21 protein-coding genes are annotated in these 22649 nt (G+C 43.1%); 15 read left to right on the top strand and 6 right to left on the bottom strand.

Features of this window, described 5'->3' with window-relative positions; genetic code table 11:
* Positions 1 to 7 precede the first annotated feature (7 nt).
* Positions 8 to 853, bottom strand: coding sequence for an ABC transporter substrate-binding protein (locus tag CU635_RS10470; RefSeq protein ID WP_101577313.1), 846 nt, complete (start codon positions 851 to 853; stop codon positions 8 to 10).
* A gap of 19 nt (positions 854 to 872) precedes the next feature.
* The gene (locus CU635_RS10465; RefSeq protein WP_101577312.1) at positions 873 to 1784 is read right to left on the bottom strand and encodes a helix-turn-helix transcriptional regulator; all 912 of its coding nucleotides are present in this window, start codon (positions 1782 to 1784) and stop codon (positions 873 to 875) included.
* A 295-nt stretch (positions 1785 to 2079) separates the two neighbouring features.
* On the opposite strand from CU635_RS10465, the gene CU635_RS10460 reads away from it, so the two are divergent.
* Both CU635_RS10460 and CU635_RS10455 read left to right on the top strand, forming a co-directional pair.
* The gene (locus tag CU635_RS10460; RefSeq protein ID WP_101577311.1) at positions 2080 to 2535 is read left to right on the top strand and encodes a FixH family protein; all 456 of its coding nucleotides are present in this window, start codon (positions 2080 to 2082) and stop codon (positions 2533 to 2535) included.
* Positions 2536 to 2659: 124 nt separating this feature from the next.
* Positions 2660 to 3832, top strand: coding sequence for an FtsW/RodA/SpoVE family cell cycle protein (locus CU635_RS10455; protein WP_101577310.1), 1173 nt, complete (start codon positions 2660 to 2662; stop codon positions 3830 to 3832).
* Between the two features lie 81 nt (positions 3833 to 3913).
* Here the strand turns inward: CU635_RS10455 and CU635_RS10450 are convergent, their stop codons facing one another.
* The 4 genes from CU635_RS10450 to CU635_RS10435 all read right to left on the bottom strand — a co-directional run bounded on the left by CU635_RS10450 (position 3914) and on the right by CU635_RS10435 (position 8727).
* Entirely contained in the window at positions 3914 to 4975 is a 1062-nt protein-coding gene (locus CU635_RS10450) for a Ger(x)C family spore germination protein (RefSeq protein ID WP_101577309.1), read from the bottom strand.
* Positions 4972 to 6066, bottom strand: coding sequence for a GerAB/ArcD/ProY family transporter (locus CU635_RS10445; protein WP_101577308.1), 1095 nt, complete (start codon positions 6064 to 6066; stop codon positions 4972 to 4974). Before CU635_RS10445 ends, CU635_RS10450 begins: the two co-directional genes overlap by 4 nt.
* 14 nt (positions 6067 to 6080) lie before the next feature.
* Entirely contained in the window at positions 6081 to 7574 is a 1494-nt protein-coding gene (locus CU635_RS10440; RefSeq protein ID WP_101577307.1) for a spore germination protein, read from the bottom strand.
* 163 nt (positions 7575 to 7737) lie between these two features.
* The gene (locus CU635_RS10435) at positions 7738 to 8727 is read right to left on the bottom strand and encodes an ABC transporter substrate-binding protein (RefSeq protein WP_101577306.1); all 990 of its coding nucleotides are present in this window, start codon (positions 8725 to 8727) and stop codon (positions 7738 to 7740) included.
* 323 nt (positions 8728 to 9050) lie between these two features.
* Between CU635_RS10435 and CU635_RS10430 the strand changes: the two genes are divergently transcribed.
* The 13 genes from CU635_RS10430 to CU635_RS10370 all read left to right on the top strand — a co-directional run bounded on the left by CU635_RS10430 (position 9051) and on the right by CU635_RS10370 (position 22593).
* The gene (locus tag CU635_RS10430) at positions 9051 to 10055 is read left to right on the top strand and encodes a FecCD family ABC transporter permease (RefSeq protein ID WP_101577305.1); all 1005 of its coding nucleotides are present in this window, start codon (positions 9051 to 9053) and stop codon (positions 10053 to 10055) included.
* Positions 10052 to 11113 carry a FecCD family ABC transporter permease gene (locus tag CU635_RS10425; RefSeq protein WP_101577304.1) on the top strand — a complete coding sequence of 354 codons (1062 nt, stop codon included), beginning with the start codon at positions 10052 to 10054 and terminating at the stop codon, positions 11111 to 11113. Before CU635_RS10430 ends, CU635_RS10425 begins: the two co-directional genes overlap by 4 nt.
* 61 nt (positions 11114 to 11174) lie before the next feature.
* Positions 11175 to 11999: an ABC transporter ATP-binding protein gene (locus CU635_RS10420; RefSeq protein ID WP_101577303.1), complete on the top strand. Its 825-nt coding sequence runs from the start codon at positions 11175 to 11177 to the stop codon at positions 11997 to 11999.
* A 68-nt stretch (positions 12000 to 12067) separates the two neighbouring features.
* The gene (locus CU635_RS10415; protein WP_101577302.1) at positions 12068 to 12328 is read left to right on the top strand and encodes a YusU family protein; all 261 of its coding nucleotides are present in this window, start codon (positions 12068 to 12070) and stop codon (positions 12326 to 12328) included.
* A 217-nt stretch (positions 12329 to 12545) separates the two neighbouring features.
* Complete coding sequence (locus CU635_RS10410) at positions 12546 to 13463, top strand: proline dehydrogenase family protein (RefSeq protein WP_101577301.1); 918 nt, start codon at positions 12546 to 12548, stop codon at positions 13461 to 13463.
* 277 nt (positions 13464 to 13740) lie between these two features.
* The gene (locus CU635_RS10405) at positions 13741 to 16125 is read left to right on the top strand and encodes a 3-hydroxyacyl-CoA dehydrogenase/enoyl-CoA hydratase family protein (protein ID WP_101577300.1); all 2385 of its coding nucleotides are present in this window, start codon (positions 13741 to 13743) and stop codon (positions 16123 to 16125) included.
* 61 nt (positions 16126 to 16186) lie between these two features.
* A complete protein-coding gene (locus tag CU635_RS10400; protein ID WP_101577299.1) occupies positions 16187 to 17362 on the top strand; it encodes an acetyl-CoA C-acetyltransferase in 1176 nt (391 codons plus the stop codon).
* A gap of 65 nt (positions 17363 to 17427) precedes the next feature.
* Positions 17428 to 19212, top strand: coding sequence for an acyl-CoA dehydrogenase family protein (locus CU635_RS10395; RefSeq protein ID WP_101577298.1), 1785 nt, complete (start codon positions 17428 to 17430; stop codon positions 19210 to 19212).
* A gap of 240 nt (positions 19213 to 19452) precedes the next feature.
* On the top strand, positions 19453 to 19809 hold the full coding sequence (locus tag CU635_RS10390) for an arsenate reductase family protein (protein ID WP_101577297.1): 357 nt from the start codon (positions 19453 to 19455) through the stop codon (positions 19807 to 19809).
* A 104-nt stretch (positions 19810 to 19913) separates the two neighbouring features.
* Positions 19914 to 20297, top strand: coding sequence for a glycine cleavage system protein GcvH (gene gcvH / locus CU635_RS10385; RefSeq protein ID WP_101577296.1), 384 nt, complete (start codon positions 19914 to 19916; stop codon positions 20295 to 20297).
* 180 nt (positions 20298 to 20477) lie between these two features.
* Complete coding sequence (locus CU635_RS10380) at positions 20478 to 20834, top strand: toprim domain-containing protein (RefSeq protein ID WP_101577295.1); 357 nt, start codon at positions 20478 to 20480, stop codon at positions 20832 to 20834.
* A 9-nt stretch (positions 20835 to 20843) separates the two neighbouring features.
* On the top strand, positions 20844 to 21158 hold the full coding sequence (locus CU635_RS10375) for a thioredoxin family protein (protein WP_101577294.1): 315 nt from the start codon (positions 20844 to 20846) through the stop codon (positions 21156 to 21158).
* A gap of 163 nt (positions 21159 to 21321) precedes the next feature.
* Positions 21322 to 22593, top strand: a complete 1272-nt coding sequence (locus tag CU635_RS10370; protein ID WP_101577293.1) for an MFS transporter — start codon at positions 21322 to 21324, stop codon at positions 22591 to 22593.
* The last annotated feature ends 56 nt before the right edge of the window (positions 22594 to 22649 follow it).

Below are 22649 nucleotides of genomic sequence, written 5' to 3'. Positions count from 1 at the left end.
AGTTTCGCTATTCTGAAAACAAAAAGAACAGCTGCTCTCCAAATTCTTCGACGCCACACTGCTGAATCATTTCCTGTGTCTTTTCACTGGTCATAAATTCAACAAATAATTTTGCGGCTTCTTCGTTTACTTTCGGATGCGTTTCGGGATTCACCTGCATTACGTGGTAAACATTTAAGAGCTCTCCATCACCCTCAACCATTATCATAAGGTCTGTGAGCTGGTTTTGCTGGGCAAGATAGGTGGCCCGGTCTGTGAGCACATAACCGCGTTTTTCTGCAGCAACCCTGAGCGTATTGACCATGCCCTGGCCTGTTTCAAAATAAAAGTCCGCTCCGAAAGGTTGCAAATCAACGTTCTTCCATAGCTCAAGCTCTTTTTTATGGGTTCCGGAGTCATCCCCCCGGGAAACAAACAGTGATTTACGCTCATTTATTTTTTTTAAAGCTTTCGCCATCTCAAGTCCACTTATCTTAGCTGGATCCTCTTTTGGCCCGGCCATGATAAAGTCGTTATACATGACTCTTTTCCGGTTAATCGCATCGTTACTGTCGATTAGCTCCTGCTCCGCTTCTGGTGCATGAACGAGCAGGACATCCGCTTCACCTTTTTTACCCATTTCAAGAGCCTGCCCTGTACCGACAGCGATAGTCTTGACGTTTATGTTGTTTTCTTTTTCAAAAGCAGGGATCAGCACATCGAGCAGCCCGCTGTCCTGAGTACTGGTTGTTGTCGCAAGAATGAGATTTGTCGGTGCTCCTTTCGCTGTCGACCCGGACGCGGAAGAACAGGCAGATAATAGGATAAGAATCGTAGCAATCAAGGAAGAGACATAAAGGTTTTTTAAATTCAAGATTATTCGCCCCTACTTTTTAAAATTGATAGATCATCTTTCCAAGCTCACTAAAATCATAGCCAGATAGATGTATCACAGTATCTTTGAAATCTTGCGTTTGGATGATCTCGATTAATTGTTCGAGAAACGGTGTATTTTCCGATTTCCAGCGAAAGACAAGATCAAATGGTTCGGTTGTGATCGGGATAAAATCGAGATTCAGTTGATCTGCGGCTGCACGAATGCCGAATGCCGTATCGGCAAGACCTTTGCTTATATATGAAGCAGCAGAGAGGTGGGTCCATTCCTCGTTGTCATACCCATTTACGGAAGCAGGGTCAATCCCTGTTAAGGATAACAAGTAATCGAGTGAGAACCTGGTGCCTGACCCTTTTTGCCGGTTCACAATCGAAATATCCTTTCTTGCCACGTCAGCGAGCCCGGAAATATTGTTCGGGTTATTCCTGGCGATCATCAATCCCTGCTCCCGGGATGCCAGCCTGATCACGGTGATTCGTTCATAAACAAATAATTGTTTGATAATCGGAAGGTTATACATACCGCTGGAAGGGTCAAGCAGATGAATGGCTGCAATATCAGCAAAACCGCGATAAAGACTCATCAAACCTTCGAGGCTGCCGATATAGGCCGGCTGTAAGCTTAGCTTTGAGTTCCGTTTTGATACATGTTTTACAAGGTACTCAACAAGGAAATCATGACTTCCAGACAATTGAAGAGCCCCGTTCATTCTTTGATCCGGACTTTCCGTTATGGCAGGGAACGTCTGCACCATCGTTTTATAACGCTCAACCTCGTCAGCTTCAATTCGCATTTTATTTCCGACTTTAAAAGCTCTTAATTCGCCTCGTTTGATCAATTCATAAACAGTGTGCTTTGATATTTTTAAAATTTCAGCAACATCATTGGCAGTAAACAATTCTTGATCCAATAGGCGCCCTTCCTTTCAAGAAAATGCTTGTTTATTTAAAAATAAAGCAGAAGTATCTTTCTATCTGTGATTTTTGTTACAATTCGTTTGGAAACGTTAAGTTTTGTGAAGGATTGTTAGGTGTTGATTCCAATAATCTACGTTTTTCCCCGTTAATCAGTAAAGCTGGCCAGTTGATCCTACTGATAGCGTGGGTTTTTGTGAAATTTTTGTGACAATATGTAGAATATTTTTGTTGGGACACATTTAGCTAGTATATTAAGCAAAGGTACTATTAACTAATGGGGGAATTATTATGAAAAAAAGAATCACAGTTATGCTATTTGCAATGCTTCTTTTGGCAGGCTGCGGTAATGCTAATCAGGAGTCCGGTAAAAACGGGAATGGTGATCAAATGCCGGGTCTAATTGAGGCAGAGTTACAGATTCCTGAAAAAGTAGAATCGGCAGGGGAAGTTGAGTTAAGTGTCGCCGTAACACAAGACGGCGAAGCAGTTGAAGATGCTAACGAGGTAAAATTTGAAATTTGGCGTGACAGCAATAAAGATGCAAGCGAGCTGATTCCTGCGAAATATCAAGGAAAAGGGAAATATACGGCGATAAAAACTTTCGCAGAAGAAGGCCATTATACTGTTCAGGTGCACGTGACGGCACGCAGCATGCATACGATGCCAAAGCAGCAACTGCAAATTGGCAACCCGGCGGAAATGAGCCATGAACATCATGATGAAGAAAGTGACCATGATCATTAGCGTGATGACGGCTAATCATAAAAATTGAATGTAATAATATCCAAACGCCAGTAAGAAGTTGTGCTTTTCCCGTAATAAAAATATAATGAACTATTGTACACAATCCTTTTTTGGGAGAATGGATATGACTTCGAATCAAAAATCAAATTCCAGACTGGATTTCGGTCTAGTTTTAATATTATTTTTATTATTTCTGGCCAGCTGCGCAGCCATCTATAGTGCACAGACAACGGGCCAATACGGGGAAAACTTTTTAATCAGGCAGATCGTCTTTTATGCAGTCGGCTGCGGAATTATCGCTGCGGTTATTAATCTTGACTCTGATCAGTTAAAAAAATTGGCCTGGTATGCGTACGGATTCGGAATTCTGTTGCTTGGCTTGTTGATTGTTGCTCCAGATAGTATTGCACCTACAATTAACGGTGCAAAAAGCTGGTTCAGGGTACCTGGAATGGGGTCGCTCCAGCCGTCCGAGTTTGTCAAAGTATTTATCATTCTTGCGATCGCAAGGGTGATTGTTGAACACCATCAGAAACACCTCGTGAAAACAACTCAAACCGATTTATGGTTATTGGTTAAAATCGGCTTGATTACGCTGCTGCCGCTCCTTCTTGTCATGCAGCAGCCCGACCTCGGGACATCGCTTGTTTTTATTGCGATTATGGTCGGAATGATCTTTATTTCTGGCGTCAGCTGGAAACTGTTATTGTCTATTTTCGGTGCAGGGCTGTCGATTATTTCGGTTATCATGTACTTTGTCCTCTGGAAACCGGAAATTCTTGAAAAATATCTTGGTGTGCAAGAATACCAGTTCGGAAGAATTTATTCGTGGATTGATCCTTACAACTATCAAAGCACGACAGGGTTTCAGCTGACCCGGTCACTGCTCGCGATCGGGTCAGGGCAAACAGGCGGAAAGGGCTACGGGAACCGCGAGGTCTATTTGCCTGAAAGCCATACCGATTTTATTTTCAGTATTGTTGGTGAAGAATTTGGCTTTGTCGGAGCCAGTGTGCTTGTTAGTTTGTTCTTTTTGCTTATTTACCAAATCACAAAAGTAGGCATGGAAACGAAGAATGATTTCTATACATTTGTTTGTGTAGGGGTCATTAGCATGATCACCTTTCATGTCTTTCAAAATATCGGGATGACGATTGGCTTGCTGCCTATCACGGGGATTCCGCTTCCGTTTATCAGCTACGGCGGAAGTTCGTTGATGGGAAACATGCTCGCGATCAGCCTGATTTTCTCGATACGCTATCATTACAAAAAGTATATGTTCTCAAAGGATGCATAGGCAGCGAACTCGAAAAGACTGGGTTTCATGTGGAAAGGAAAAGAGCGAAGGGAAGTTCTCTTCGCTCTTTTAAACAGGCCGTTATTCAAGCACACCTGCTTCAGTGAGCGTCACATCAGGATTAACGTTAACGGTTAAGTGCTTGTACTCATCCGGCCACCTGTTGTAGTCGAAATGCCGGGTTCTGCTTCTCACGTATGTTCCAAAGCCGATCGGGTCAATGTTTTTATCCTGAAACCGGTGGGTCATGCCCGCACATTGTTCTTTTATATTTTTAACCATTGTATCTTCTATCTTCTTTACTTTTGCGGGGCTTAGTCTACCACCGGAATATTCTTTGATAATTCCTTCTACTTTAATGTCGAGGCCTAGCTCATATGGTTCTCGCTTAACGATTTTCAGTTTGAATTTAGACTTGATACTGCGGACATACGCTTCCTCTTCCTCGGATATGTGGACCTTCAATCCTCCCCTTGTATGCCTATCTACCATCAATTTAAAATAAAACATGTTATCAGCCGGGATTTTATCAACGACTTTGTCTCCAGAGAACAGCGCCAAGCCATTGATTATTGCTTTCCCACCGCCGATATCTTTAATAATCGGCAGGAATGGATCTTGGCCTTTTTGGAAATACATCGCAGAAAAAACATGAAGGTTTACATTTGGTACATTCCTATTTTCGATATTATGCTCCAGCATATCCGCGAAATAAACAGCGGTTCCCCTCGTTCCATAGTCACCACCGATAATTTTGCCGGCCTCTCCTTCAGTTACCGCTAAATAAAGTCGTTCTGCGATACTCGGATCTCGTTGAAAAGCATCGATTAAGTGAGCAAGACCTCTCCTGGAAAGATCTTCGCCAAACATGGCAACCTCGAGGCTTCCGGTTACGAGCGGATCGGCCGCCATTCTTTGAACTTCGGCAATGATATCCTGGCGCAAAGTCGAAACAGCTGTATACGAAAGGTTTTTAACCTTTTTATCAGGTTCATACTGGGGGACGGCAAATGTGCCTTTCAGACGGCCATCATGTGAATCGTACGATACTCCTGCTTCGATACTCACATCGTCGACAATCTCCTTCTGTAAACAGCCGGTCAGTAATAAGGTGGCAAGCATCGCCGTAAGAAACGTCCTCATCCTTTTTTCACCTTCTTCGCAATCACAATTGAAAGGTAAAGGATCGGGATATAAATATAAATAAAAGCAAAACCGATTCTCGATGTCAAAGTGTTGAGGAAATCGACCTGGCTACGGGTCTCGATTAAAATGGTGACAATGATACAAATGATCGCAATCAAAAAAACGTTCTTTTTTTGCTGAAAAGAAAAAATTCGCTTAATTAATCGGCTTGCACACCAAACTGCGATGCATATATTAGGGAGAATCACAAGATTCCAATTGGCAATGCCAATGTATTCAAAACGTTCGACAATGGGCATTTCGACGATTTTCCAGATCGTGAGGGTAGCCCAAATCGTTTTTTGCAGTTGTTGCTCCGAAAAATACGCAAAGGAAATAATGGTTAACACTGTATAAATAAGAGTCGTTGTTAATATCGCTAAATGAGCCCATTTCTTGGATTTTTCGGGACTCTTGATAAATGGATACATTAATAATATTGCCTCGAAACCGATATAGGTTAGCGACATTTTATAAGCGCTGATTAAAAATTCGACTAATGAGTGGTCAAACAACGGAAGCATGTTTGCAAATTTCGCGTATTTTAAGGCGAATGCAAACGTAAGGAGCAAATAAGCTGGAAGGACTGTTCCAAAAAAGGCGATCCCGACAACAGTCCTAAATCCACCGTATATAATGTAAATGACGAGCAGTAAATAGGCGAGTGAATACCAAAAAATACTCATTTCTGGAAACATCCATACTTGAATGACCTCGATAAAGGTGCGAAGGGTAGTGACGGCAATGATCGTGAAATAAGCAATGAAGATCGTGCTGATCGCTTTCCCTAGTTTTTTCCCAAAAACGAAAATATTCGCAGTTACGAGATCGCCCTCAACGGTGCTGCAGATTTTATAAATTAACCACATAATGATATGAAGGGATAAACCGGAAAAAAGGACGGAAATCCAAGCTTCATATCCTGCACCCTTGGCAATGATCCGCTGATAGCCAAGGATCCCGATGCCAATTTGCATTGCTATTACAATGTAAAAGACGAGAAAAGGGGAAATTTTCAATGGTTCTGGAATCGACTCATTCTGGAGCATATTTCACCTCGGAACTATTCATCTATGTCTTTCTTTTCTCTGGCCTTCTTCGGGTTGAAACGAACCGGGTCTTCCGGCCGTAAAAATAGCGGGCGCAGCGCTTGTTTCTCAAAAGGAAGGCGGATTAAAGCATCCCTGAAATCGATCATTCTTGGTGGATAAAGCGGTGCTAAGAATGGTCTTTCCAATGAAGTGAGCCTTAACAAATGAGTAATTAAAATGCAGAAGCAAAAGATGATTCCAAGCAGGCCCCAAAGCTCGGCGAAAAATAAAAATGGAAACCTCAGTAAACGAATGGTATTGCCCATTCGATAGATCGGTGTGGTAAACGAAGCCAGCGCGGCAAGTGCTACAAGGATCAACAGGACATTACTCGTCAAGCCGGCCTCAACGGAAGCGGTTCCGATGACAATTCCGCCGACGATACCAATAGTCTGGCCAACTTTTGTCGGCAGACGGGCCCCGGCTTCCCTCAGTAATTCAATCGTTAGCTCCAAAAATAATGCCTCCAGTATTGGTGGAAGCGGAACTGCCCTTCGTGACGTAATCAATGTGGTTAGGAGATCTTTCGGAATCAGTTCATAATGATATGAAAGGGCAGCGACATAAATAGGCGTAACCAAAACCGAAAAAGCAACCGAAAACAAGCGAATAAGCCGGAAAAATGAGGCCAAATACCAATTTAACAGATAATCCTCAAAGGAACTGAAAAATTCAACTAATGTAGTAGGGCCAATAATCGCATGCGGTGAACCGTTCACAATCACCGCCACTTTCCCCTCTGCGAGCACCGCCGCAACCCTGTCAGGCCTTTCGGAGTCCAATAACTGTGGAAACGGAGAGTTTTGATTATCAGAGATGATTTGGGCGATGTAAGAACTGTCTAAAATTTCATCAAAGTTAATATTTTTGATTCGATGCCTGATCGTATTTACATTCTCTGGATCGGCAATCCCGTCAATATGAAGAATACAAACCTTTGATTTAGATAAATCACCGACAATGATTTCTTCGACCACCAATTCCTTAATAGGAATCCGCTTCCTGATCATGTTCAAATTCTGGTCAAGCGTCTCAACGAAAGCTTCTTTCGGACCGATAACACTGAACTCAACCTCAGGCTGTGTAACTTTCCTCGCGACGTTTTTCTGTGCCGAGATAAAGGCGAATTTTTTCGGATCTGTTTCGACGGTTAACATCGCGTTGCCAGCGAAAAGCTTTTGCTCGATAACCGAAGGGTCTTCCGATACTTCCACCTCTGCTACCGGGATAATTTTTTTGACATCATCGATAACAGCAAATGGCTGCTCCAGCAAATAAGGAAGCGCATTTTCCTGCAAAATTTTTTCATCAACAAGCGTTGCTATGAATGTAAAAGTGAAACGCACATTCGTTTTTCGGTTAACATAAAAGGTTTTCTTAAAATCCTTTGATTTACTAAGTTTTTTTTCCCAGTCGTTGTTCTTGGCATCTTTTTGAGTTCGCTTTTTTTTAAACCACTGTTTCATATTGTTCCCACCGCCAGTTTTGCCATAAAGCTATTATTTCCTTATCTGCCAGTTTTATGAGAGATAAAAAAGAATCCGCAATTTTTGCAGATTCTTTCTAGAAGATATTTTTAAGTAATATGCACAGTGATGTTATTATTTTTAACTGTTGACAGGGGGGATGTTATTTTAGGAAATAGTTTTCGAGATCATCGAGCATTAGATTAGCCGCTATGACACCACCGGCTGTGTTCCAAATTGCATCGCTAACCTCATAGGCGTTCCCGCTTTTCACAGCGTTTAAGTTTTTCCATAAGGGATCATTTGTCCATTCTTTTGCTGTATCGAGAGCTGCTTGATCACCTTTTGGAGCATATGTGAAGTAGAAAAGGATGTCTGCGTCCATTTGTGGGATTACCTCCTTGCCAACTTCGATCGCAAGGTTTCCGAGCTTATTATCTGGAGTGAAAAGATCTGCCTGCTGTGCAGCGCGTTTAAATCCTAATTGCTCGAAAATAACCCCGGAAAACGAATCTGTGTAATAAATACGGGACTTTCCGGCCATGAATCTGACGACGGAAACTTCTCGATTTACTTTATCACCCAGTTTTTCTTTTAACTCTTTTACATGGTTATCAAAATCATTTAATACTTTCTTACCTTTTTCTTCTTGATTTAAAGCTTTTGCATATAATTTAAAGTTCTCTTTCCAATCTCCTCTTAGCGTCTCTGAAAAGATGGTAGGTGCAATCGCATTCAGTTGGCTGTACACAGCTTCTTGACGCAGCTTGTTACCAATGATTAAATCAGGTTTTAGTGCGGCGATTTTCTCCAAATTCACCTCGTGCTCGACACCGACAACTTCTACGCCATCCATATCCTTTTTAATATGATCGTACCACGGATCTCCAAGCCATGATTGCACAGCACCAACGGGTTTCACGCCTAGTGCCAACAATGCTTCTGTACCTTCGTTTGTAAGAATGATCACTCTCTTAGGTGTTTTTTCTATAGTAGTGGTGCCCATTGCGTGTTCAACCGTATAGCTTGCAGCTTCTGCATTGTTGCCAGCTTCGTTTGTTGCAGCAGGTTCCTCAGCTGTGTTCCCGCAAGCGGCAAGAAGGAAGAGAGCAACTAAAGAAATAATTGCAGATAAATGTTTAAAGCCTTTCATTTTATGTAGCCTCCTAAAAGCGTTGTGAATGATAATCATTTTCATTTGTAAGTCAATCATAAAATGATTTTTTTACCGTGTCAATAACTAAATGAAAATGATTATCAAAGTCATTGACACTATTTCACTGTTACAATAGACTGAAAATATATTTAGTAGTTGAATAAATTTCATAATGCATTTCTTATGAAAAACGAATAATAAATTAAAATTATGACAGTTTTATTCGTTCATACGGAACCCTCATGGTTATTCCGGATAAATTTAATTCGTTTTTCGTTTAATACATTGTGGAATTTACTCAGTTGGAAAGGTATTAAGCTATGTTGTTCAAAAATAACCGGCAAAAATGGACTGGCTTGGCTGTAGCGATGATTATTTTGCTTTTGTTAATGTGCGCAAGTATTGTATACGGGTATACGGAGACATCCTGGCGGACGGCCATTGCTGCGTTTACGAATTTCAATGGTTCAAATGAACATATCATCATTCAATCGGTAAGAGTTCCCCGTGCATTTATTGGGGCTGCTGTTGGGGCAAGCTTGGCAATTTCAGGTGTCTTGATGCAGACACTAACGAAAAATCCGCTCGCCTCACCCGATATCTTTGGGGTAAATGCGGGAGCTGGCGCCTTTGTTGTAATAGCTGTAACGATCTTCAGCATTGGGAATCTCCAATTATTCACGTGGGTTTCTTTTGCAGGAGCGGCTATAGCTGCGATCACTGTTTATGCTGTTGGATCCATAGGCAGGGAAGGCTTAACACCCATGAAGATGACACTTGCCGGCGCAGCAATGACAGCGATGTTTGCATCTTTTACCCAGGGACTCCTCGTTTTAAATGAAGCTGCTTTAGAGCAAGTGTTATTTTGGCTGGCGGGTTCAATATCCGGTCGTAAACTTGACAACTTAACGGCAGTTCTTCCCTATTTAGTCACAGGTTGGATTGCTTCTCTCGTTATTGCATCCAGAATGAATGTACTGGCGATGGGTGAAGATGTGGCAAAAGGTCTCGGGTTAAATACCGCTTTCATTAAAATAAGTATTGGTGTAATTGTCATCCTGCTTTCAGGAGGTGCAGTTGCCGTGGCAGGCCCGATTGGATTCATTGGAATCGTTGTTCCACATCTGACCCGTTCACTCATAGGAAATGACCATCGCTGGTTGATCCCGCTTTCCGGCATGCTGGGCGGAGTATTACTGGTTGCTGCTGATATTGCATCGAGATATATTTTGATGCCGCAGGAAGTTCCAGTCGGGGCCATCACTGCTATTATCGGAACCCCATTTTTCATTTATATTGCGAGAAAGGGGTTCAATGGGCGATGAGCGAATACAAAATTGTTCGCATCTATAAAGGAACAGTTTCTTTCTTAATCGATAAAAAGGCATTATTTACTGTCCTTGGTTTGTTGCTTGTAGCTGCATTAATATTTATTATCAGCACTGGATTGGGAGAAATGAAAATCAACCCGTTTAAGGTACTACAAGTGTTTTTCGGCGGAGGTTCAGATATGGACCGACTTGTCATCCAGTCATTCCGGTTGCCGAGAATTATGACAGCGTTGCTGGCAGGCGTGGGCCTGGCAGTAGCGGGAGCCATTTTGCAGGGGATGATCCGAAATCCGCTTGCATCTCCAGATATCCTGGGGATTTCCGGTGGAGCAGCGGTTGCAGTTGTCGGTTTTTTAGCTATATTTAGCGATAACAACCATGTATTGACTGTAAGCATTAAATGGTTGCCTGCTGCTGCTTTTACAGGAGCAGCAATCGTCGCATTGCTGGTTTATTTTTTGGCCTGGAAAAATGGAGTCTCTCCGATAAGACTCGTTCTTGTGGGAATTGGGGTCATGAGTTTAACGAAGGCTCTGACAACATTAATGATGGTTTTGGGGCCAATTTATCAGACAAGCCAGGCAAATATCTGGATTACCGGGACGGTATACGGTTCAACATGGGAAAACGTAGGGGTTTTAGTGCCGTGGTGTTCCATTCTGATTGTCATAGCTTTCATATATGCAAGGCATGTTAATATTCAAGAACTTGGTGATGAAGTAGCGGCGGGGCTTGGAGGCAGTGTGCAAAGGCAGCGCTTTATATTATTAATGCTGAGCACTGGGCTGGTTGGCGGCTCGGTCGCATTCGCTGGAGCAATCGGCTTTGTCGGTTTAATGGCGCCACATATGGCAAGACGGCTTGTCGGTGCTTCGTTCGGTGCGTTAATCCCTGCTTCTGCATTGATTGGCGGTATTCTCGTCATGCTTGCTGATCTGGTGGGAAGAACATTGTTTGCTCCGCTCGAGGTTCCGGCCGGGGTGTTTACAGCCGCAATCGGCGCGCCATACTTTATTTATTTGTTGTACAAAACCCGAAATTCGGCAGGCTGAGTAATCAACTTTTTTTCAGACATACACGGAGCAAATTATACGGAAAAAGGAGCTGGCAAACATGGGGCAAGCAATTGAAACGAGACATCTGACGCTTTCTTATGGAGACACGATCATCATTGATGAGCTGGACCTGAAAATTCCGAAAGGCGAAATTACCGTTTTTATTGGCGGGAACGGCTGTGGAAAATCGACTTTGCTCCGTTCGATTGCCAGGCTGATCAAGCCGCAGGCAGGAACGATTTTACTGGAAGGCGAAGCGATTGCCAAACAGCCGACTAAGGATGTCGCAAAAAAAATGGCGATTCTTCCCCAATCTCCAATTGCACCGGAAGGGCTGACCGTTCTGCAGCTTGTCAAGCAAGGGCGCTATCCGCATCAAACATGGCTGAAGCAGTGGACCGAACTTGATGAGAAAAAAGTAATCGGAGCTTTGGAAGCAACCGAGCTCGCAGATTTGAAAGATCGTTCCGTCGATTCCTTATCGGGCGGACAGCGGCAGCGGGCATGGATAGCAATGACCCTTGCCCAGGACACGGATATCATCCTCCTCGATGAGCCGACTACTTACCTTGACATGACTCATCAAATCGAAATATTGGATTTGCTTTTTGAATTAAATGAACAAGAACAACGAACGATTGTGATGGTTCTTCATGATCTGAATTTAGCGTGCCGTTATGCACATAATATTGTCGCGATTAAGGATCAAACAGTATTTGCGCAAGGGAAGCCGGAAATTGTCATTAATTGCAGCCTTGTGAAAAATGTATTTGGAATGGAATGTGAAGTGACGATGGACCCGCTTTTCGGCACGCCATTATGTATTCCCTATGGCAAGGGAAGATGCATTATCGAGAGGCCAGGCGTCTTAAGTGGAGTTTAAGCCAACGGTGACAGAAATGAACAAAACCTGCCCGCTAAAATGCGGGAGGCTGACAAAGGAGGACCAGCATGGATGAGAAATTCTTAAATCAGTTTGAAGCTTTACTGGACAAATACACGGAGCTTTTGATTGGTGAAAGCAATGAGGATCTGAAAGAAAAAGTGAAAGTATGGGCTCTGTACAGCTATATTGCCAAATCGATGCCTCCGCTCGCCAAGCATTGGAATGAGATGTACCCTGAGGCAAAGGAAGAAGTAAAAACGATCATAAGTGAAATTAAAAGTTTAAATGAAGCGCATCGCCAGCATGGGGGCCGCGCTGAAAAATAAAAACGCCATTGCCCAAATAATTGGGGAATGGCTTTCTTCTTTGAGGGTGATAATTATCGATCAATTATATGTATGGCGTTTTTGCAAAGTTGACCGACACATTCCGATGATTTTCTTACTAAACTAATATTCAAAAATATGAAAAAATGATAAAATTGATTTGCCACTCAGGTGCTTTTTACTGTTGTGTAACCGTTTTCGAGAGGGGATAATGAGATTGGAGCAAGCATTAAGAAACTTTTTTCTCTTTTTATCTAAAAATAAAACTTTAACAAAAATGGCGAAAAAATACGGATTGCGCTTCGGGGCTTCCCGCTTTGTCGCCGGAGAATCAATCGAGCAGGCTGTAGAAGTGATCAAAGACCTTAACCAAAAAGGGCTCGTTGTGACGATTGATTATTTAGGTGAATTTGTCGACAATGAACGGGAAGCAAACGAGATGGCAGATCACTCAATTGAAGCAATTAAAGCGATTGGCCGGGAAAAGCTCGATGCACAGCTTTCCTTGAAAATGACCTCGATGGGGCTTGATATTTCAGATGAAATTGTCATGCAAAATATGCGGCGGATTCTTGATGCTGCAAAAGAAAACGATGTGTTTGTTACGATCGATATGGAAGACTTCTCACGATGTCAAAGGACGATCGATATCTTTAAACGTTTAAAAGCTGAGTATGATCATGTCGGCACCGTCATTCAGGCATATTTATATCGCACTGAAGGTGATATACACGACTTAAATGAGTATTCACCGAATCTTCGCCTCGTAAAAGGAGCCTACAAGGAACCGGCAGAGGTTGCTTTTCCCGACAAACAGGATGTAGACGAAAACTTTAAAAAAATTATTGGCATCCATCTTTTAAACGGCAACTATACGGCTGTCGCCACCCATGATGAAGCTATCATTGAATATACGAAACAGCTTGTGAAAGAACATAATCTCCCAAACAACCAGTTTGAATTTCAGATGCTGTTTGGAATCCGCCCTGATCGGCAACTTGAGCTCGTCCAGGAAGGCTATAAAATGAGGGTTTATGTCCCGTTCGGCACCGACTGGTACGGCTACTTTATGCGCCGCCTAGCTGAACGGCCGGCCAATGTAGCGTTTGTTTTAAAGGGAGTCTTTAAGAAATAAAGACAAGCTAATCTAAATTCTGCTCAGAAAAGCAGTTTTCTAGATTAGCTTTTTCTATAATAATGGCTGATTTTGTGGGCAAACTTCATTTTAACTAGTCGGCAATTTTAGCCTTAATGATATTTTTTGAAAAATTTTTATTTTTCCGCTGTTTATTATTGCGGAAATTTTGTAAATATTTTATAGTTATAAGTAGCACGACTCATTCGAAAGCAAATTTTTTTTGACAGAAAAATGAATGAGTATTCATTCAAAAGTGTCAAAGGGGGAAACAAAATTGGTCCAACGTATTAAAAAAGCTGCAGTTCTTGGGTCAGGTGTGATGGGTTCAGGAATTGCTGCGCATCTTGCCAACATTGGAATCCCAACATTGTTGTTGGATATTGTGCCTCGAGAATTATCCGAGGCGGAAAAAGCGAAAGATTTAACGCTCGAAGATAAACAGGTCCGCAACCGAATCAGCGCAGGTTCCGTGCAAAAATTGCTCAAGCAAAAGCCAGCCCCGCTTACGTCAACAAAGAACCTAGCTTTAATTGAAGCAGGTAACTTCGACGATGATATGCCAAGATTGAGTGAAGTTGACTGGATTATTGAAGTCGTTGTCGAAAATCTAAATGTAAAAAAACAAGTATTTGAGAAAGTAGATCAATTCCGTAAGCCGGGAAGCATTGTTAGTTCCAATACTTCGGGGATTTCCGTTGAAGCGATGGCGGAAGGGCGCTCAGAGGATTTTCAAAAGCATTTCCTGGGCACACATTTTTTTAATCCACCGCGTTATTTAAAGCTTTTGGAAGTGATTCCGACTAAACATACGAATAATGACGTTCTTTCATTCATGAAGCAATTCGGTGAAGACGTTCTAGGAAAAGGGGTTGTTGAAGCGAAAGACACTCCGAACTTTATCGCGAACCGGATTGGAACGTATGGGTTACTCGTTACGGTTCAAGAGATGTTGAAAGGCGGGTACAGTGTCGGCGAGGTTGACTCCCTTACAGGGCCGCTCATTGGCCGCCCAAAAAGCGCGACCTTCCGTACCCTTGATGTAGTGGGACTTGATACGTTTGTCCATGTTGCCAACAACGTATATGAGCAGGTAGAAGGAAAGGAAAAAGAAGCTTTTGAAGTTCCTGACTTTATGAAAGAAATGTTGAACAAAGGCTGGCTGGGCAGCAAATCAGGTCAGGGCTTCTTTTTGAAAAAGGGGAAAGAGATACTCGAGCTCGATCCAAACACATTGGAGTATGGAGAATGGAAGAAGCTTAAAACAGCCTCAACCGAAATGAGCAAGCAGGAAAAAGGGCTTGGCAATAAAATGAAAGCGCTCATATTTGCTGATGACCGCGCCGGACAATTACTATGGAAGATTATTAGTCCGGTACTCGTCTACTCTGCTGAATTGCTGGGGAAGATAGCCGATGATATTGTCGCAATCGACAGGGGGATGAAGTGGGGCTTCGGTTGGGAGCTTGGCCCATTTGAAATATGGGATGCGATTGGTTTAGAGACATCTGTTGAAAAAATGGAAGCTTCCGGCCTGGAGGTTCCTGACTGGGTAAAAGAGCTGGTCGGAGCGGGATATACTTCATTTTACAAAGAAGAAGACGGAAAGCTGAGCTTTTTCCATAATGGTGAATATAGCCTCATTGAAGAAAACCCGAAGGTGATTAACCTTAAACAGCTGAAAAAACAAAAAGGCCTTATCAGAAAGAACAGCGGAGCAAGCTTAATTGATCTCGGAGATGGTGTTGCACTGCTTGAGTTCCACTCACCAAATAACGCAATCGGGCTCGACATCATTCAAATGATCAACTTTGCGGTTGACGAAGTTGAAAAAAATTATAAAGGTCTGGTGATTGGCAACCAGGGAAAAAACTTCTGCGTCGGCGCTAACCTGGCGATGATGTTAATGGAGGCACAGGATGATAATATTTATGAACTCGATATGACGGTCCGCCAATTCCAGCAGGCGATGATGAAAATCAAATACAGTTCAAGGCCGGTCGTCGCTGCCCCATTTGGAATGACGCTCGGCGGCGGAACAGAAGTATGTCTTCCTGCCGCACACATCCAGGCTTCAATGGAAACGTATATGGGACTTGTCGAGGTTGGTGTCGGCTTGATTCCAGGCGGCGGTGGAAACAAGGAATTGTATATTAAATATCTTAACAGCCTGCCGAACGGTGTTGAATTTGATCTGCAAAAAGTCGCCAATAAAGTGTTCGAAACGATTGCGATGGCGAAAGTGTCCACCTCCGGGGAAGAGGCGCGCGACAATAATTTCTTGAATGCTGCGGATGGCATCAGCGTGAACGGGGATCACCTTCTCCATGATGCAAAGCAGGCGGCGCTTGCTCTTTATGAACAGGGGTATAAACCACCAGTTCGCAAGAAAATTCCGGTCGTTGGTGAACCTGGATATGCGACGCTTCTTCTTGGCGCGCAAACGATGATGTATTCCGGATACATTTCCGAGCATGATTTAAAAATTGCGAAAAAGCTGGCTTATATTCTTGCTGGCGGGAAGGTACCATACGGGACAGAAGTCGATGAACAATATTTGCTGGACCTCGAACGGGAAGCATTCTTAAGTTTAATTGCTGAGCCAAAATCGCAGCAAAGAATGCAGCATATGCTTGTTAAAGGCAAGCCGTTGCGCAACTAACCAGAACAAGATTGATAGTTTTAGATTTTCTCGACATTGCAGAGGAAAGAGAGGGAACAAGATGAGAGAAGCGGTAATCGTTGCAGGTGCACGTACTCCTATAGGAAAAGCGAAAAAAGGCACGCTTGCGAATGTCCGGCCTGATGATCTTGGCGCGCTTGTTGTCAAAGAAACATTAAAGCGGGCAGAAAACTATGAGGGCAATATTGATGATTTAATTATTGGATGTGCCATGCCGGAAGCGGAACAGGGCCTGAATATGGCACGTAATATCGGCGCATTGGCTGGCCTTTCCCATACCGTACCGGCGATCACGATTAATCGGTATTGTTCTTCAGGACTGCAGGCGATCGCCTATGCAGCAGAAAGAATCATGGTTGGTGGTTCCGACACGGTGATTGCCGGCGGGGCAGAGTCGATGAGTCTCGTCCCGATGATGGGGCATGTGGTCCGTCCAAATGCAAAGCTGGCAGAAACAGCTCCTGAGTATTATATGGGGATGGGGCATACAGCGGAAGAAGTTGCAAAGAAATACGGCATTTCCCGAGAAGATCAGGATGCCTTCGCGGTTCGCAGTCACCAAAAAGCTGCCAAGGCAATAGAAGAAGGTAAATTTGCAGACGAAATTGTTCCTGTCGATGTAACGATTCGCTCAGTCGGCCGCGATCATAAGCTGACTGAGAAAACGATTCAATTTAAGCAAGATGAGGGTGTTCGCTCGGGCACAAATATGGAAACGCTCGCAAAGCTTCGCCCGGCTTTCTCAGTTACCGGCTCGGTAACGGCAGGTAACGCGTCGCAAACGAGTGATGGTGCAGCAGCTGTTATGGTGATGGACAGGGAAAAAGCGGATTCGCTTGGCTTAAAACCTCTTGCCAAGTTCCGTTCCTTCGCTGTCGGCGGAGTTCCGCCTGAAATCATGGGGATTGGCCCAGTCGTGGCAATTCCAAAAGCATTGAAACTAGCAGGCCTGGAGCTTTCAGACATTAGCTTGTTTGAATTAAATGAAGCGTTCGCATCGCAGTCTTTGCAAATTATCCGTGAGCTTGGATTGGATGAGGAAAAAGTAAACGTCAACGGCGGCGCGATTGCGCTTGGCCATCCGCTCGGCTGTACAGGTGCAAAACTGACTTTATCGCTTATTCATGAGTTGAAGCGACGAAACGAGCAATTTGGTGTGGTCACAATGTGCATCGGCGGCGGAATGGGTGCAGCCGGAGTGTTTGAACTTTTATGAAAAAAGTGATGGGAGAGGCTTAAACGTAAGACTCTCTCTTAAAAATAGACAGGAGGAATATAAAAATGGCAAACCAAACAGATAGCTTAGTAAAAGGCGGCAGCTTTTTAATCGAAGATGTGTCTCCAGATCATATTTTTACGCCCGAGGACTATTCCGACGAGCAGAAAATGATTGCGAAAACGACTGAAGATTATGTTGTAGGCGAAGTTATTCCGCAAGTGGAGCACCTGGAAAACCATGAATTTGACCGTTCGGTAAAGCTTTTGAAGCAAGCTGGCGAGCTGGGATTACTGGGTGCTGATGTTCCGGAAGAATATGGCGGACTGGCGTTAGATAAGATCAGCTCTGCGTTAATTTCTGAAAAAATGGCCCGTGCCGGCGGCTTTTCGATTTCTCATGGCGCACATGTTGGAATTGGGTCACTGCCGATTGTTTTGTTCGGAAATGAAAAGCAGAAACAGCAGTATTTACCGCTGTTGGCAACAGGTGAAAAGCTTGCTGCCTATGCCTTGACAGAGCCGGGGTCAGGATCGGATGCACTTGGGGCGAAAACAACCGCGAAGTTAAATGCGGAAGGAACGCATTATATCCTGAACGGCGAAAAGCAATGGATCACAAACGCGGGTTTTGCCGATGTATTTGTGGTGTATGCAAAGATCGATGGCGAGCATTTTTCAGCATTCATTGTTGAACGTGAATATCCAGGTGTGTCGACCGGCGCAGAAGAAAAGAAAATGGGCATCAAAAGCTCTTCAACTCGTACATTGATTCTGGAGGATGCGCTTGTTCCGAAAGAAAATCTGCTTGGCGAGTTTGGCAAGGGTCATGTCATTGCATTTAATATTTTAAACATTGGCCGTTACAAATTGGGAGTTGGTGCAGTTGGTGCTTCCAAACGTGCATTTGAAGTCACAGTTCAGTATGCAAACCAGCGCCAGCAATTTAAAACGCCAATTTCCCAGTTCAATCTTACGAAAGAAAAAATCGCAACAATGGCCTCAAAACTTTACGCTGCAGAAAGCTCTGTTTACCGTACAGTCGGTCTGTTTGAAGACAGGATGAGCCGGCTGACCGACGCGGAAGCTAACGATGGAAAAGAAAATGCAAAAGCGATTGCTGAATATGCGATCGAATGTTCATTAAATAAATTTTTTGCAAGTGAAGTATTGGATTATATTGCTGATGAAGGTGTGCAGATTCATGGCGGATACGGTTTCATGGCCGAGTATGAAATCGAAAGAATCTACCGTGACTCCCGTATCAACCGTATTTTTGAAGGAACGAATGAAATCAACCGTCTGCTCGTGCCGGGCACTTTCCTCCGTAAAGCATTAAAAGGAGAACTTCCGTTGCTTCAAAAAGCGCAAGCTTTACAGGAAGAGTTGATGATGCTAATGCCGGAAGAACCGGGCGATGAGCCATTGGCGCAGGAAAAATATTTGGTGAAAAATGCAAAGAAAATTGGCTTGTTGGCCGTTGGCCTCGCTGCACAAAAATTTGGAAAAGCGCTTGATAAAGAGCAGGAGATCCTCGCAAATATTGCCGATATAATTTCCAATGCCTATGCAATGGAATCGGTTGTTCTTCGTACAGAAAAAGCAATTGAAAGAGATGGTCTTGAGAAGAGCAAGCAAAAGCTGCTGTATACACAAATTTTCTGCCAGGAAGCTTTCAACGAAATTGAAAGCCATGCAAAAGAAACGTTGGTCGCTGTAGAGAAAGGCGATACGCTGCGCATGCTTGTATCAGCGCTTCGCAAATTTACACGCCATACACCGATAAATGTAATTGGCAAAAAACGTGAAGCATCTGAAAAATTAATCACAGCAGAACGGTTTGTCGTATAAAACGAACCAAAATTGGCCGGAAAAGTAAAAACCTTCCGGCCATTTTTTTGTTCGTTGAAAAATATTACTGTTTTATATTGCAGCGGAATCAGAAAAGCAGGAAGGCGGAGAAGAGTGTCGAATCATTATGTATGGACGTATCCGTTAGGAATTCACCTGAAATTATGGTACTATTCAAATGAATAACAGGAAGCATGTCAATAGAAAGAAATGGATAAGATTACATTGGGTGGTGGAAGCATGGCATTAACGTTTTATTGGTATCCTAAGTGCGGTACGTGCAGAAAAGCAAAGAAATGGCTCGAGGAACACGGGATAGCTTATGAAGAAGTACATATTGTAGAAAATTCTCCTTCCCGCACTGAGATCGAAAAGCTGTATCGAAACAGCGGACTCGATATTAAGAGGCTTTTTAACACGAGCGGGCAAAAATATCGCGAGCTTGGCTTAAAGGACAAAGTGAAAACAGCGTCAGAGGACGAGCTTCTTGATTTATTGGCAGCCGATGGCATGCTTATTAAACGTCCAATAGCGACAGATGGACAAAAGGTAACGATCGGGTTTAAAGAAGAAGATTACGAAAAAGCATGGCTTTAAGTTAGGTTAGTATTTGTTACCAGGCAAGGAAATGCTTTTACTTACCTGGTAAGAAAATCTATAATAGATTACCTAAGATTACAGGAACATATGGAGGGATATGAATGAATACACCAAACGAATTGCGTTATTCAGAAGAACATGAATGGGTTAAAGTGGAAGGCGAGAACGTCCGTGTTGGAATCACTGATTTTGCACAATCGGAACTGGGCGACATTGTTTTTGTTGAGCTTCCGGAAGTGGGAGATGAAGTGAAAGCTGATGAGCCATTTGGAAGCGTTGAGTCCGTAAAGACCGTTTCTGAGCTGTATGCACCAGTCAGCGGGACAGTTGTGGCAGTAAACGAAGATTTAAATGACAATCCTGAATTTGTCAATGAGTCACCATATGAAAAGGCATGGATGATTGTCGTGAAACCATCAGATTCCGGTGAAATTGACAACTTAATGAGTGCCGAACAATACGAAGAAATGACCAAAGAAGATTGAAAAATGCGCCTTGAGTGATCAAGGCGTTTTTTTATCATCTGGAATGCGTCGTTTTTGCATACGTTGTGAAAATAGGTAAAAATAAATTTAGCAATATGAATCACAGGTAGTACACCACCACAGTCTCGTCTGCATAAATTATCGTAATTACAGATATAACTCCAAACATAGGTGATCATAATGAACATTGATATTTTTGAGAAGGTTCTTATTGTTGAAGGGAAATCGGACAAAACAAAAGTGAAAAACATTTTAAAGGAACCTGTTGAGATTATTTGTACAAATGGCACAATCAGCTTAGCTAAGCTCGATGAATTAATTGAGCTGCTGTTTGAAAAGGATGTTTATATATTATTTGATTCGGATGCTGCAGGAGAAAGGCTTCGCAAACAATTTAAACGAGAAATGCCCCAGGCAGCACATCTCTATATTGACAGAATGTACCGGGAAGTAGCGACGGCTCCCGAACACCACTTGGCTACTGTTCTTCTCGGGGCCAATATTGATGTTCATTCTGAATACTTGGAAAGAGGATAAAATTGTACCATGAAGGAATGGACGCGCGAAGATATCGAAAAACAACTCGAGGCGGGCGGGCCGGCAGTCATCTACTTTTACACACCTTTATGCGGCACATGCCAGCTTGCCGGAAAAATGCTGGAAGTCGCGGCCATGCTGTTTAAAGAAGTGCCGATTGGACAGGCAAATTTGAACTTCGTTCCTGAGTTTTCTGAACTTCTTACGGTTGAAAGTGTACCATGTCTTGTCATATTCAAAGATGGCAAATTGCAAGAAAAACTGTATGCTTTTCATTCTGTCCCGTACTTAGTTGAAAAAATAACTGCTTCTCTAAAACATTGACCAGGGGTTAAGCTCCTGGTTTTTGTTTTGCATGGCTTGCGGCAAGATAACATGCCATATTTCTTTAAACTATTTTGAATCATTTTACTCGCAAATATTTACAGATTGATGCGAAAAGGATTATGATATTTAGGGATTCGAAATATTTAAGGGGCGAAGCTGGATGGCGTTATATATGGAATGGGCAAATCAATTTCGCAATTATAATCGCAATATTAAATTAGCGATTACAGCAAATATTTTCACCCAAATTGGCCTGGGTGTTTTCATGGTTATCTATAACTTTTATATTCGTGAGCTCGGCTATTCTGAACAGGTTAATGGACAGGTTATATCGATGACGGCTTTAGCTACGGCGTTGATCTTAATACCTGCGGGTCTTTTAAGTGATAAGCTCGGCAGAAAAAAAGTAATGCTGTTCGGGGCAATAACTTCCGGAATTGTTCTCCTGTCAAGAAGTGTTGTTGAACCGCAAACACTGCTCATTTTGTTTGCCTTTGCCACCGGACTCACGACTTCCTTTATACAAGTTTCCGGCATTCCGTGGCTGGCCGAAAACTCGAAGCCAGAGCAGCGTGTCCACCTTTTCAGCATGCATTTTGCCGTTATGACTGCAGCCAACGTAGTGGGAAACTTGCTTGGCGGTGTTTTTACTGATCTACTTTCCTTATTAATTGATCCGCTCACGAGCATCAGGGTGACCCTATTAATGGGTGGTGTCATTTACTTGTTGGGTGTTATACCGATTTTGCGGTTTCAGGAAAAACCGGAATTGCTTGTCCAGAAAAACGCTGTCAAAACAGCCGTTTTAAAAAAAGTGCAGCTAAAGTGGGACAGCTTAAAAGTAATTATTCTGTTCGCAGTTGCGCAACTGATTATCGGTGTCGGGGCAGGTTTAGTCATCCCGTATTTGAACTTATACTTTGCTGACCGTTTTTCTGCTTCAAATTCAGTAATCGGCCTGATTATTTCATTAGGCCAGGCTGCGACAGCAGTTGCCATGGTTATTGGTCCGTATGTTGTCAGAAGGCTTGGCGAGGTAAGGGCAGTCGTGGTTCTTCAATTGTTGTCACTGCCATTTTTGCTGCTCACCGCTTATACGGAACAGCTATGGCTGGCGGCGCTGGGGTTTTTGTTCAGGCAGGCGTTAATGAATGCTGGAAATCCAATCCAAATGTCCTTGATGATGTCCCATGTTGATGATTCGATGAAGGGGCTGGCGAATTCAGTCAATCAGATGGTTTTTAGCCTCGGCTGGGCCATCATGGGACCTGTGTCAACCGGCATTGTTATTAAATATGGGGAATACTGGGGATATGCCTTCGTCTTTTCAATTACGGCCGGACTCTATCTTATTGGCTCGACCTATTTCTTTATCGTCTTCAGGAGCATAAACCGCCCGGAAACGACAGCAGCTTCGGTAAAAACGGTCTAGAATCGAAAAAAGACATATTTCTCGGGAAATGAATTGGCAATGCCGAAATATGCAGC

Origin of the sequence: Bacillus canaveralius, from assembly GCF_002860125.1 — a bacterium.
GTDB classification, from domain to species: domain Bacteria; phylum Bacillota; class Bacilli; order Bacillales; family Cytobacillaceae; genus Bacillus_BJ; species Bacillus_BJ canaveralius.
The sequence above is the reverse complement of the archived record's forward strand: the minus strand, read 5'-3'. Positions and strand labels throughout refer to the sequence as shown.